12 protein-coding genes are annotated in these 11,914 nt (G+C 72.7%); 9 read left to right on the forward strand and 3 right to left on the reverse strand.

Features of this window, described 5'->3' with window-relative positions:
* The first annotated feature begins 7 nt into the window (after nt 1-7).
* Together EDF46_RS13935 and EDF46_RS13940 are read left to right on the forward strand one after the other, a co-directional pair.
* Nucleotides 8-1,009, forward strand: a complete 1,002-nt coding sequence (locus tag EDF46_RS13935; protein WP_123506905.1) for a hypothetical protein — start codon at nt 8-10, stop codon at nt 1,007-1,009.
* A 147-nt stretch (nt 1,010-1,156) separates the two neighbouring features.
* The gene (locus tag EDF46_RS13940; RefSeq protein ID WP_123506906.1) at nt 1,157-1,411 is read left to right on the forward strand and encodes a carbon storage regulator; all 255 of its coding nucleotides are present in this window, start codon (nt 1,157-1,159) and stop codon (nt 1,409-1,411) included.
* 167 nt (nt 1,412-1,578) lie between these two features.
* On the opposite strand, the gene EDF46_RS13945 is transcribed toward EDF46_RS13940, so the two are convergent.
* Nucleotides 1,579-2,430 (reverse strand): spermidine synthase, encoded by an 852-nt coding sequence (locus EDF46_RS13945; RefSeq protein WP_123506907.1) that lies wholly within the window; start codon nt 2,428-2,430, stop codon nt 1,579-1,581.
* Between the two features lie 120 nt (nt 2,431-2,550).
* Here EDF46_RS13945 and EDF46_RS13950 point away from each other — a divergent pair, with 120 nt between their 5' ends.
* The 6 genes from EDF46_RS13950 to EDF46_RS13975 all read left to right on the forward strand — a co-directional run bounded on the left by EDF46_RS13950 (nt 2,551) and on the right by EDF46_RS13975 (nt 9,032).
* Complete coding sequence (locus EDF46_RS13950; RefSeq protein WP_123506908.1) at nt 2,551-3,051, forward strand: hypothetical protein; 501 nt, start codon at nt 2,551-2,553, stop codon at nt 3,049-3,051.
* Nucleotides 3,052-3,059: 8 nt separating this feature from the next.
* Nucleotides 3,060-4,232 carry a sensor histidine kinase gene (locus EDF46_RS13955; RefSeq protein ID WP_148061222.1) on the forward strand — a complete coding sequence of 391 codons (1,173 nt, stop codon included), beginning with the start codon at nt 3,060-3,062 and terminating at the stop codon, nt 4,230-4,232.
* Entirely contained in the window at nt 4,229-4,888 is a 660-nt protein-coding gene (locus tag EDF46_RS13960; RefSeq protein ID WP_123506910.1) for a response regulator transcription factor, read from the forward strand. The genes EDF46_RS13955 and EDF46_RS13960 overlap by 4 nt, the downstream gene beginning before the upstream one ends.
* A 200-nt stretch (nt 4,889-5,088) precedes the next feature.
* Nucleotides 5,089-6,828, forward strand: a complete 1,740-nt coding sequence (locus EDF46_RS13965; protein WP_148061223.1) for an Ig-like domain-containing protein — start codon at nt 5,089-5,091, stop codon at nt 6,826-6,828.
* A 159-nt stretch (nt 6,829-6,987) separates the two neighbouring features.
* Nucleotides 6,988-8,238: an ATP-binding protein gene (locus EDF46_RS13970; protein ID WP_123506912.1), complete on the forward strand. Its 1,251-nt coding sequence runs from the start codon at nt 6,988-6,990 to the stop codon at nt 8,236-8,238.
* 23 nt (nt 8,239-8,261) lie between these two features.
* Entirely contained in the window at nt 8,262-9,032 is a 771-nt protein-coding gene (locus EDF46_RS13975) for an SDR family oxidoreductase (protein ID WP_123506913.1), read from the forward strand.
* Here the strand turns inward: EDF46_RS13975 and EDF46_RS13980 are convergent.
* Complete coding sequence (locus EDF46_RS13980; protein WP_123506914.1) at nt 9,019-9,900, reverse strand: LysR family transcriptional regulator ArgP; 882 nt, start codon at nt 9,898-9,900, stop codon at nt 9,019-9,021. The two genes, EDF46_RS13975 and EDF46_RS13980, sit on opposite strands and share 14 nt — an antisense overlap.
* A gap of 68 nt (nt 9,901-9,968) precedes the next feature.
* Here EDF46_RS13980 and EDF46_RS13985 point away from each other — a divergent pair, with 68 nt between their 5' ends.
* A complete protein-coding gene (locus EDF46_RS13985) occupies nt 9,969-10,592 on the forward strand; it encodes a LysE/ArgO family amino acid transporter (protein ID WP_123506915.1) in 624 nt (207 codons plus the stop codon).
* A gap of 150 nt (nt 10,593-10,742) precedes the next feature.
* Here EDF46_RS13985 and EDF46_RS13990 read toward each other — a convergent pair whose 3' ends face one another.
* Nucleotides 10,743-11,624, reverse strand: coding sequence for a type IV toxin-antitoxin system AbiEi family antitoxin domain-containing protein (locus EDF46_RS13990; RefSeq protein ID WP_123506916.1), 882 nt, complete (start codon nt 11,622-11,624; stop codon nt 10,743-10,745).
* Nucleotides 11,625-11,914: the final 290 nt, after the last annotated feature.

Below are 11,914 nucleotides of genomic sequence, written 5' to 3' on the forward strand. Positions count from 1 at the left end.
TAGCCGCATGGCACAGCGGATCGTCCTGAAGGGCAAGAGCCTCGACGACATCGCCGCGCGCGTCCGCGAGGAGCACGGCCCGAGAGCCCGCATCGTCGCCGCCGAGCGCGTGACGTCGGGCGGCCTGGGCATCGCCGGCCTGTTCTCCAAGCGCTACGTCGAGGCGACGGTCGAGCTGCCCGAGAAGGGCCGTCGATCCGCCGCGAAGCCCGGGGCGCAGGAAATGCCCGCCCCCGCCGGCCCCGCCGCCGAGCGCGCCTTCGCGCCGACCCCCGCCCAGCGCGTCGGACTCGCCGCCCTGCTGGCCGATGCCGAGGGCGGCGACGAGATGTTCGCAGCCGAGGCGGCGGAGCCCGAGCCGGCGGTGTCCACCCGCTCGAACGCGTTCGCGGAGCTGATGGACGACCTGGCCTTCAACGGGGTGGCTCCCGAAGTGGCCGTGCCAGTTCCTGCGCCCGGTGCCTCGGTGCCCGGAGCCGCTCAGCAGCAGGCGTTCCCGACCCGTGCGGCCCGTCGCGCCGCGGCCGCCGCCGCAGCCAGCGCGCCCCGTCCGATCGCGCCGGCCCTTCTCGAGGGCCCGGGCGACCTCGTCGTCATCGTCGGCGAGCGGCCCGACACCGTCGCCGTCGCCCAGGCCATGGCCGACGGCTCGACCCGCACGCGTGCCGCGATCCGGGTCGCGGGCTCGTGCGCCGACGGCCGCTTCGTCGCCATCACCGACCGTCGCGGCGCCCTCGAGGCCCGCGCCTCGGGCGTCGAGATGGACCGCGCGACCATCGTCGCCGTCGGCTGGGACTCCACGGCCGCTGGCGTCGTCGAGGACCTCGCCCCCGACCAGATCTGGTTCGTCGTGGACGCCGGGCGCAAGCCCGCCGACACCGAGCGGTGGATCGCGCAGGCCTCCGCCGTCATCGACGCCGACGGCATCGCCGCCTCGGGCCTCGCGACGACGTCGACGCCCGACACCGTGCGGCAGCTCGGCCTGCCGCTGGGCTGGGTCGACGCGTAGGCCCTAGAGATCGGCACATGCCCTCGGAATCGGCCCGGGCCCGCCGAATCGGCGCAGCCCCGCCGGATCGGTGCCGGCACTGCGCCGCGGCGGGGTGTTTTCGCCGTTTCGACGTGTCAGGCGCGCGCGGCCCGGTAGTCTGGCGGGATGCTGGTGCTTACGCGCAAGGTGGGGGAGAGGATCCTCATCGGTGACGACATCGTCCTCACCATCCTCGACTCCCGCGGTGACGGCATTCGCGTCGGCATCGACGCTCCGCGCGGCATCAAGGTGCAGCGCGAGGAGGTCGTGCGGGCCGTGACCGAGGCCAACGCCGAAGCCGCCGCCGCGCCCGCCGAGGCCGAGGCGACGCTGCGCGACCTGCTCGCCAAGCCCGACGAGGCCGCCCCCGACGCGAAGTAGTCAGCGCCTCACTCTGCCGAGCCTGCCCGGCCCCGCCCTTACCGGCCCCGCCAGAATTTCAAGGAGATTCGGCGCTCAGCCGACGTGCCCATGCGGATCCCAGCCCGTCGGCGCAAAAATCTCCTTGAATATCTGAAGCGGCGGCCGCGCGTCGGGCGGGGCGCACGTCAGCGCCCGCCGAACACCGACCGCGAGGGCTCCGGCGACGGCACGGCGGTCGCGTCGGTGACGACCGGCGCCCCGGCGATGAAGTCGCGCAGCTCGCGCCCGGCCACGACCTTCGCCGGCAGCGGGTCGGCCGAGTACACGCGCGGCATCTGGTCGACGGGCAGCGGCGACCGCGAGCCGATCAGCACGACGTTGCCGAAACGGCGGCCCTTGAGCGTGCCGGGGTCGGCGACGGCGGCGACGTGCTCGAAGACCGTCGCGAGGGTCGACGCCTGGCCGCGGGCGAAGGCGAGCCCGGCTCCGTCGGCGGAGTTCACGACCAGCATCCCGGTCGGCGAGAGGAACGCCGCCGCGGACTCGTAGAACTCGAGCGACGTGACGTGGGCCGGGATGCGCGACCCGCCGAAGACGTCGACGACGAGGAGGTCGACGGTGCCGCGGAGGCCGCCCGGCAGCTTCTCCATCACCTCGCGGGCGTCGCCGTACCGCATCCGGATCGACGCCCCGCGCGGAAACGGCAGCTGCGCCCGCACCAGCTCGACGAGCGACTGCTCCAGCTCGACGACCTGCTGGCGCGAGCCGGGCCGCGTCGCCTCGACGTAGCGGGGCAGGGTGAGGGCTCCGGCCCCGAGGTGCAGCGCCGTGACCGGGCCGGCGGGCAGCAGGTCGATGGCGTGGCCGATCCGGCGCACGTACTCGAAGACGAGGTGGGTGGGGTCGTCGAGGTCGACGTGCGACTGCGGCGTGCCGTCGACGACCAGCGTGTACGAGCCGGGGGAGTACTTGTCGGGCTCGATCCGGGCCTGGCCTGCGCCGATGGTGATCTCGAGGTTCTCGGGTGGGGTGGCCATTGCCCAAGCCTCCCATGCCCGCCCGGTTTCCACCCTGCCGCGACGCCTCTCCACCCTGGGGTGGTGGGGCGCAGGAACTCGCGCGGCGAAGCTGGAACCACCCCAGAGAAAGGCCCGCACATGACCGTCCAGCTCCTCATCAACATCGCCGTCGGCGTCGCACTCGTCGTCTACATCGGCGCCCGTCAGCTCCGCTGGCGCCCCTTCGACCGGGCCCGCGTCTGGCGCATGCCCGCGATCCTCGCAATCGTCGGCCTCATCAGCCTGTCGACGTCGGCCAAGGGTCTCAGAGTCGGCCCGATCGACGTGACGCTCATCGCCGTCGAGCTCGCGTTCGCGGTCGTCCTCGGCCTGATCATGGGCCGCATCACGGTGTTTCGCCGCGCGGCGGCACCCGACGACAAGGGCAACGTCCTCGAGTCGCGCAGCGGCGGCCTCGGCATGACGCTGTGGATCGCGCTGATCGCGGTGCGGATCGGGATCGACGTGGCCGGCTCCGCCCTCGGCGCCCACCTGCTGACGGCGACGGGCGTGATCCTGCTCACCATCGCCGCGAACCGCGCCGCCTCGGCGCTCGTGCTCGACTCCCGGATGCCGCGGGCGGTCACGGCCACGGCATGATGGCTAACGTGACGACTCCCGCCCCGACTCGGTCCCGCACGGGCTTCGGCCCCGCGCTGAACGGCGTCGGGGCCGTCGTCGTCGCGTTCTGGGTGATCGCCGGCACCGGCGGCCCGGACGACCGCGAGCCGCTCGTCATCGGCTGCAGCCTCGTCGTCCTCCTGATCTGGGCGGTGCGGGCCTTCGTCCGCGTCGACCTGCTCCGCGACCTGGCCGCGCTGGTCATGGTCGTCGGCGGCGCGGCCATGGTCGGCCCGACCGACGGCCTCCTGGTCACGCCGGCCATCATCGCCGTGACCGCGGTCACGGCCGAGACACGGCATTCGCGCTACGCCGGTCCGCTGCTCGCGGCCCTCGGCGCAGTGATCACCGTCATCGGCGGCCTGGCCGAGGTGAGGCCGGCGTCGTTCTTCTTCGGCGTCCTCGGCGGCTACGCGCTCGGTATCGTCGTCGGCCTGAACCGGCGGCAGACCGTCGCCGCAGCCGAGCGGGAGCGCGCGCTCCTGGCCCGCGAGCTCGACCTCGAGCGCGAGCATCAGCGCGCGTCGCTGCTCGCCGACCGTGCGACCGTGGCCCGAGACATCCACGACGTGCTCGCGCACAGCCTCGGCGGCCTCGTCATCCAGCTCGACGCCGTGGAGGCGCTGCTCGAGGCGGGCCGCACCGAGGAGGCCGCGTCCCGCGTCGCCGCCGCCCGCATCCTCGCCGCCGACGGGCTCGGCGAGGCGCGCCGCGCCGTGACCGCCCTCCGCGACCCCGCCGCCGACCCGGCCCCGAGCTCGCTCGACGCCGACGACGCCGTGGCGCACCTGCTGGCGGCGCACCGCGGTCTCGGCGGCAGTGTCGAGGCGTCCGGGGTCGAGGGCGCGTCCTCCCTCGACGCCGGCCACCGCAGGGTGCTCGCGGGGGTGCTGCGCGAGGCGCTCAGCAACGCGCGCCGGCACGCGCCGGGCGCGCCGGTGAGGGTGAGCCTGTCTCGGGAGGTGGGCGGGGAGTTCCTGCGCGCGGTCATCTCGAACCCCGCCGGGCAGGATGGGCCGCTCGGCGACGGCAGCGGACTGCCCGGCATGCGCTCGCGCGTGGCCGAGCTCGACGACCGGTCGACGCTGACCGCGAGGCGCGACGGCGACAAGTTCTCGGTCGTGCTCGAGCTCGACTGCCCCGAGGCAGGCGCGCGATGACCGACACGATCCGGATCCTCGTGGCCGACGACCAGGCGATCGTGCGCGATGGCCTGGTCACCGTGCTGCGGCTGGTCGACGGCTTCGAGGTGGTGGGGGAGGCCGGCGACGGAGTCGAGGCCGTGCGTCTGGCGGCCGAGCTCCTGCCCGATGTGATCCTGATGGACCTCCGCATGCCCGAGCTCTCGGGAGCCGACGCCACCCGCCGGATCATCGCCGAGCACCCCGGCGTCGCCGTGCTCGTGCTCACCACCTACGCCGACGACGAGTCGATCGTCGGCGCCCTCCGCGCCGGAGCCCGCGGCTACCTCACCAAAGACGCGGGGCGCGCCGAGCTCGCCAGCGCCATCCGCGCCACCGCAGCCGGCCAGGCGACGTTCGCGGCATCGGTCGGCGCGCGTCTCGTCGCCAGTCTCACGGGCGCAGGAACGGAAGCCCCGCCGCCGAGCACCCCCGAGTCCCTCCGCTCGCGCTTCGCCGTGCTCAGCCCCCGCGAGGCCGAGGTGCTCTCGCTGATCGCCGACGGCCTCGCCAACCCCGAGATCGCGGCCCGCCTGTTCGTCAGCGTCGCCACCGTCAAGGCGCACGTCAACGCGATCTTCTCGAAGCTCGGCGTGACCACCCGCGCGCAGGCGATGGCGATGGCGCTCTCGTGAGGTCTGCGCATTCCGGAAGAGGCTGGTGGTGTACCCCGTTCGGGGGTTAGGTTGGCTTTATCCGACGGCGCGAAGACGCCCCTTGATCACGTCGGTCACGCACACCCAGGCCAAATCTCTGCGGCCCCAACCGCTGGGAGACGGCGCTGCGTGACGCCCGGGGGCAGGTTCGCGTCGACACCCGATCCCGAAGGTCCTGCATGTCTTCTCTGCGCCTCCCTGTGCCCGCACGCCCTGTCACCCGACTGGCTCGATGGCGCCGAGTCGTCGCCCTGGCGGCCGTGCCGCTGCTGGCGGCGGCCGGCATCGCCCTCGGCGCGACCCCGGCGAGCGCCGCCGTCATCAGCGGCGCGATCACGAACGTGGCCGTCACGCCCACCACGCCGGCTCCCGGCCAGCAGCTGACCACGAGCATCGACTGGCAGGTGCCCGACAACGCCCAGGCCGGCGACACGTTCACGCTGACGCTGAGCTCGGTGCTCCGCAACCTCCCCTCGGACTTCGCGCTCCGTGACCCCGACGGCGGCGCCGTCGTCGCCACCGCGGCGCTCTCGTCGACCTCGCCGGTCGTCATCACGTTCACGCTGACCGACTACGCGTCGACGCACCTCGACACGCACGGCACCGCCTTCGTCACCTCCGACTACTCGAGCGTGCAGGTGCCGCCGGGGGCCTCGACCCCGATCACCTCCGTGACCGGCGACGGCGTCTCGTTCACCACCGTCATCACGCGCCCCGGCTCGGTGTCGACGCGCTCGGTGCCGATCAAGTCGCGCGCCTTCACCTCGGCCGATCAGGGCCACACCAACCCCGTCGACTTCCTGGCGTGGTGGCTCGACACCCCGGTCGGACCGTTCGACAGCGCCGTCTCGAGCGATACCGTGCCGACCGGCCAGAACTGGTTCTACGACTGCTCGACCATCCGCTACCAGGACGTCGCCTTCACCCCCGGCACCACTACCATCGCCTCGATCACCACCACAGTGCCTGCCTCGCAGTCGTGCACCGAGGCCGGCTACACCGCGACCTGGCCCGCCGCCGCGGCCGACCACGCCTACCGCGTGAGCATCCGCGTCTCGCTCCGCGAGGCGACGGGCTCCGAGACCGCGGCCCAGACGTTCAGCAACGTCGGCACCGTGGCGACGACGGTCGCCGGAGCGACCCGCACCCAGCGCGGCTTCGCCAGCATCTCGCAGGCCGCCGCGGGCGGCGTGGGCGCCGGCACGAACCCGACGGCTTCCGTCTCGATCGTCAAGGGCGACAGCCTGGGCAACGCGGCCGACACGGCCGCCGACGTGGTCACCCTCGCCACCAACGGGACCGCCTCGCTGGTCTACAAGGTCACGAACACCGGAACCGACCCGCTGCGCGACGTCTCGGTCGTCGACGACGTCGTGGCCAACGGCACGGTGACCGGCCTGAGCTGCGACTTCTCGCCGCTCGGCGGGCCCGCCACCGGCACCACCTGGGCCGGCCGCTTCGCGCCGGGCGCCTCGTTCACCTGCACCGCAGACCTGAGCGGCGTGCGATCGGGCGACATCAACCACCAGGACGTCGGCACCGTGACCGGCACGGGCGTCACGTCGGGCACCGCGGTCACGAGCTCGAACGCGTACTTCGCCCGAGTCAACGCCGTCACGCCCACCGGCCCGAACGGCGGCAACGGCACGACGCCTCCGGCCGGCGGCGGTACCGCGCCCGTCACCCCCGGCACGCCCACGACACCCGTCGTCGTCGTCCCGGTCACCCCGGCCGCGGCCGGCCTGACGCCCACCCTCGGCGGCTCTGCGACGCCGGTCGCGACCGGTGCCCTGGCTTACACCGGAACCGACGTCCGCACCCCGCTGACCGGCGTCCTCGTGCTGCTCGGCCTCGGCCTCCTGCTCTCCGTCATCGCGCGTCGTCGCCGCTCCGCGGCCGGCCGTCTCGACGAGGAGTAGCACCTCGGTTCCGGGCCGTCCCCCGCGGCCCGGAACCCGTACCCCCAATTAGCGTGTGTTCTCGCGCCCGGCCCTCCACCGGGCCACGCCTGCCGGTTAGTCTTCCCTCGACGTCTCGCCTCGACGTCGCTTCTGACCCGCCCTGATCGAGAACACGTCATGTCCCTCCCGGAGTCGAACGACGCCCCCACCCCGCAGCGGCGCGGACCCTCCAAGCCCGTCACGGGCCTGGCCGTCGAGCGCGTGCTGGAGCGGAGCCTCTCGATCATGTCGCTGGTCTTCGGGGCGCAGGCCGTGCCCATCGCCATGGCCCAGTCGCCGTCGCTGCGGCCGAGCTGGGCGCTGCTCATGCTGGTGCTGGTGTTCGGGTCGTTCCTGGTGCTGGTGGTCGCCGGTTTCGTCGGACGCTTCGTCCCGTACGTCGCCTCCATCACCTGCGTCGTCTTCGTCGTCGCTCTCGCCACCTGGCCGTTCGCGTTCCCCGATCTGACGCAGGTCCAGCCCAGCGGCCCGTGGCTCTGGTACGTCTGCAACATGGTGCTGGCCGCTGCGGTCTTCGCCTTCAGCACGTGGGTGGCGACCGCCTACCTCTTCATCATCCCCGGCCTCTTCTTCTACGTGAGGCAGACGCCTGCCGGCGGCGGGGTCGCACCCGGTCAGGCCGCACTCGACGCCAGCTACGCCATCGTGCTCGGCGCCGCCGTGCTGATCCTCGTCAGCCTCCTGCGGAGGGCCGCGCAGAGCGTCGACATCGCCCAGAGCGCTGCCGTGAGCCGCTACAGCGAGGCCGTGCGCCAGCACGCCACCGAGCTGGAGCGGGTGCAGGTCGACTCGATCGTGCACGACGGCGTCCTCACGGCCTTCATCTCCGCCGGCAAGGCCGACACGCCGAGGGCCCGGTCTCTCGCCGCCGCCATGGCCAAGACCAGCATGGACCGTCTCGGCGAGGCCATGGCCGGGCACGGCGCGGCCGATCTGCCCGTCCCGCTCATCGACGTGCACGAGCGGATCCGCGAGGCGATGGCCCAGCTCGACACGGAGGCCGAGATCAGCGACGCCCGCCTCGTCCCCGCCATGCTCCTGCCCGCCGACATCGCCGAAGCCCTCGGAGACGCGACGATCCAGGCCGTCGTCAACAGCTGCCAGCACGCGGGCGACGGAGCGTCGCGCTACATCCAGGTGCGCGCTGTCGGGGGCGTCGCCGAGATCGTCGTCGCCGACGACGGCGCGGGCTACGACACGTCGGTGAAGTCGGAGCGCCTCGGGGTCCGCGTGTCGATCCTCGAGCGTGTCAACGGAATCGGCGGCGTCGCCGCGATCACGAGCGCGCCCGGACACGGGACCGTCGTCACCCTGCGCTGGGCCAGCGAGTCGGAGCCCGCCGATCGGGCGATGGCGGTGCGGGTCTGACCGCGCCGGTAGCATCGGCCACCATGACCTCTCGCACCGCCCTCATCACCGGGGCCTCCACCGGCATCGGCGCCGAGTTCGCCCGCCGCCTCGGCGCCGACGGCCTCGACCTCGTGCTCGTCGCCCGCTCCGCCGACAAGCTCGAGACGCTCGCCGGCGAGATCCGCGCCGCGTCCGGGGTCGCGGTGACCGTGATGGCGCGCGACCTGGGCGCGCCGAACGCGGCCGCCGAGCTGACGGCCGACGTCGCCGCCGCGGGCCTGCACGTCGACTTCCTCCTGAACAACGCCGGCTTCGGCACGCACGGCCCCGTCGCCGAGGCCGACCCCGACCGTCTCGCCGACCAGATCCGCCTCAACTGCGAGGTGCTCACCGAGCTGTCGCAGCGCTGCCTGCCCTCGATGATCGAGCGCCGCAGCGGCACGATCATCAACGTGGCCAGCAACGCCGCCTTCCAGCCGCTGCCGCTGATGGCCGTCTACGGAGCGACCAAGGCCTACGTGCTGTCCTTCACCGAGGCGCTCTGGCACGAGACCCGGGGCACCGGCGTGCGAGTGCTCGCCCTCTGCCCCGGCCCCACCGAGACGCCGTTCTTCGACGTGGCCGGCGAGGACTTCGCGAGGTCCAAGCGCACGACCGCGCAGCTCATCGACACGACGAAGCGCGCCCTGGCGCGCGACCAGCCGAGCGTCGTCGACGGCGTCTCGAACGCGGTGCTCGCCCGTGTCGGCGTGCGGCTGCTGCCGAAGAAGGTCGCGCTCTGGGCGGCGCAGAAGGTGGTCAGCCCGCGCTGATCCCCGCTGGTGGCCGGAGCGCCGCCGCGGCACCGGCCCGCACGGTGTCCGACACGGCGTCCAGGGTCTCCGACCGCAGGTTCCAGCGCTGCCAGAAGAGCTCCACGTCGAGCGGCTCGTCGGGGGCGAGCTCGATCAGCGAGCCGTCCTCGAGCGGCGAGAGGCATTGCTGCTCGGGGAGCAGGCCCCAGCCGAACCCCAGCGCGATCGCCCGCGCGAAGTCGTCCGACGTCGGGATGTAGTGCCGCGGCGCCGCTCCGACCAGCAGTCCGCGCCGCCTCAGGAACGCCTCCTGCAGGTCGTCGTCCCGGTCGAAGTAGACGACCGGCGCCGACTCGAGGGTGCCCGGCAGCCCGTGCGCCGCGCCGAAGCGCGGGGCGCACACCGCGCGGTAGCGCATCACGCCGAGCGGCTCGATCGAGCACCCCTGCACGGCCTCGCGCGTCGATGTCACGGCGGCCATGACCGTGCCCGACCGCAGCAGGCCCACCGTGTGCTCCTGGTCCTCGCGGCGGAGGTCGAGCGTGACGCGGCCGCCGAGCCCCGCCAGGCAGGGGAGGAACCACGTGGCCAGGCTGTCGGCGTTGACGGCGAGGGCGACGGCGGTGGCGCCAGTTCCTGCGCCCAGGGTTCGGAGCGTGTCGGCCTCGAGCAGAGCGACCTGGCGCGCATGGCGGAGCACGACGGCCCCCGCCTCGGTGACCTCGACCGGCGACGTGCGGCGCACGAGCACCTGGCCGGCCGCCTGCTCCATGGCCTTCACCCGCTGCGAGACCGCCGACGGCGTCACGTGCAGGCGCCGGGCGGCCGCGTCGAAGGTGCCCTCGTCGATCAGGGCGGCGAGCGTCTCGAGCTGGTCGCGGTGCATTAGCTCAGCTTATGCAGAGTGAGAATCTTTAGCTGTACTGAATCGCTGACGCCCCCTAGCGTCGCCTCGTGACCACAACGCTCCTGCCCGCGCTCCTCGGCCTCGCCACCGGCCTCTCGCTCATCATCGCCATCGGAGCGCAGAACGCCTACGTGCTGCGCATCGGCATCGAGGGCCGGCTCCGGATCGTGGCAGCCGTCGTGCTGGTCTGCGCGCTGTCGGACGCCGTGCTGATCCTCGCCGGCGTGCTCGGCATCGGAGCCCTCGTGCAGGCCGCCCCCGTCGCGCTCGTCGCGATCCGCGTCATCGGCTCGGCCTTCCTCATCGGGTACGGCCTCCTGGCCGCACGCCGCGCCATCCGACCCGCCGCTCTGGCCCCGGGCGCAGGAACTCGCGACCGCCCCTTCCGAGCCGCCGTCGCCACCGCTGTCGCCCTCACCTGGCTCAACCCCCACGTGTACCTCGACACGATCCTCTTCCTCGGCTCGGTCGCCAACCAGCAGGGCCCCGACGAGCGGTGGTGGTGGGCCGGGGGCGCGCTCGCGGCGTCGTGCCTCTGGTTCGCCGGCCTCGGGTTCGGTGCGCGCCTTCTCCGCCCCGTCTTCGCGCGGCCGGGGGCCTGGCGGGTGCTCGACGCCGTCATCGCGTGCGTGATGGTCGGGCTCGGCCTGCGGCTGGCCTTCGGTCTCTGAGCCCTCCCCTCCTCGCCCCGCCCTCGTCTCGCCTCCGCCCTCGCCCCGGCCCCCGAAATTCAAGGAGATTATTGCCAGGGCGCCCGGACCGCCTCTGAGACCGGCCGGGGCGGTGAATAATCTCCTTGAAATTTCTGGGGAGCCGGAGGCTTAGAGGGCGTTGGCCAGGTACTCCCGCTCGATGGCCGCTCGAATTGTCGCGATGACCATTGGCCAGTCGTAGAGAACCTGGTCGTACGTGAATTCCAGGACGACATAGCCCTGTCGGACGATCGACGCGATACGTCGGCGATCCTTCGAGTAGTTGGCCGTCCCCGCATGGTGCTCGACGCTGACGCACTCGACTGCGACTCGTCGGCCGACCACGAAGTCGACGCGCTCACCACCGTCGACTACGACCTGGGGCTCGAATGCGATGCCCGCGCAGCGCAAATTCCACATCATGACCGATTCGGTGCCGGACTCGGCCCGGCGGTCCGCAGCGGCGAGCACCGGGTGGCAGCGAACGGGCGCCGACGTAGTCAGCCACGCGAGGTCGTCGGCGTCGAGTCGCCCTGCCCGAAGCGCCGAGTTGAGGATAGCCAGGGCGAACGCAGGAGACTCCAGCTGCACGGTCTGCCGCACGCAGGTCCGCACATCGACGTGGAGTCGGGCGCCGGGTCGGAGTCGTCCGCCATCGTGAAGGACGACGACGTCGTCTCGCATCCGGTCGAGGGCGCGAGTCGCATCGTCAGGATCGCGGAGCCCCATGGCGCCCGGGCGGACGCTCGCAAACAGCCTTTCGTGCGGCGGCTTCCACAGCCCCAGGAACGGCGCGGCCGACGCGGCCGCCAAGACGCCGCCGATCCGGGCGGCGCGAAGGATCGGCTCGGGGAGTCCCGGACGCGCGTACACGCCGTGACGTACTCGCAGGATCTCGCCGGCGGCCCATGCGGGCCCGAAACTGTCGGCTGGTGCGCCTGCCCTCAACAGCTCTGCTCGTCGTGCGAGGCCGTTCAGGCTGCGGAGGGCGATGTCGAGTCCTGGATCCATGGAGTGACTGTGCCCGGATCTGCAAGTCGTTCAGCCCCGGAACGACGTCCCTGTGGACAACTGGGCGCCGCTCAGAAGCTGTGGACAGTCCCCGCCCAGCAATTTCAAGGAGAAACTGCGCGCTATGGCCTGCCGATCCGGGTCAACGCCTTCCCCCAGGGAAGATCTCCTTGAATTTCGGGAGAGGGGGGCGAGGGGCGGAACGCACGCTACGCAGCGAGGCTTATACCGGGGATCGCGAAAAAGGTCAACGATGCCACTGGACAGGGCGCGTCGGAGCCGCATATAGT

This window comes from Frondihabitans sp. PhB188 (assembly GCF_003752365.1).
Lineage (GTDB): Bacteria > Actinomycetota > Actinomycetes > Actinomycetales > Microbacteriaceae > Frondihabitans.

Excerpts from the sequence above, each read along its gene's own strand:
- EDF46_RS13935 (WP_123506905.1), top strand. The coding sequence starts at position 8 with ATGGCACAGCGGATCGTCCTGAAGGGCAAGAGCCTCGACGACATCGCC.
- EDF46_RS13940 (WP_123506906.1), top strand. The coding sequence starts at position 1,157 with ATGCTGGTGCTTACGCGCAAGGTGGGGGAGAGGATCCTCATCGGTGAC.
- EDF46_RS13945 (WP_123506907.1), bottom strand. The coding sequence starts at position 2,430 with ATGGCCACCCCACCCGAGAACCTCGAGATCACCATCGGCGCAGGCCAG.
- EDF46_RS13950 (WP_123506908.1), top strand. The coding sequence starts at position 2,551 with ATGACCGTCCAGCTCCTCATCAACATCGCCGTCGGCGTCGCACTCGTC.
- EDF46_RS13960 (WP_123506910.1), top strand. The coding sequence starts at position 4,229 with ATGACCGACACGATCCGGATCCTCGTGGCCGACGACCAGGCGATCGTG.
- EDF46_RS13965 (WP_148061223.1), top strand. The coding sequence starts at position 5,089 with ATGTCTTCTCTGCGCCTCCCTGTGCCCGCACGCCCTGTCACCCGACTG.
- EDF46_RS13970 (WP_123506912.1), top strand. The coding sequence starts at position 6,988 with ATGTCCCTCCCGGAGTCGAACGACGCCCCCACCCCGCAGCGGCGCGGA.
- EDF46_RS13975 (WP_123506913.1), top strand. The coding sequence starts at position 8,262 with ATGACCTCTCGCACCGCCCTCATCACCGGGGCCTCCACCGGCATCGGC.
- EDF46_RS13980 (WP_123506914.1), bottom strand. The coding sequence starts at position 9,900 with ATGCACCGCGACCAGCTCGAGACGCTCGCCGCCCTGATCGACGAGGGC.
- EDF46_RS13990 (WP_123506916.1), bottom strand. The coding sequence starts at position 11,624 with ATGGATCCAGGACTCGACATCGCCCTCCGCAGCCTGAACGGCCTCGCA.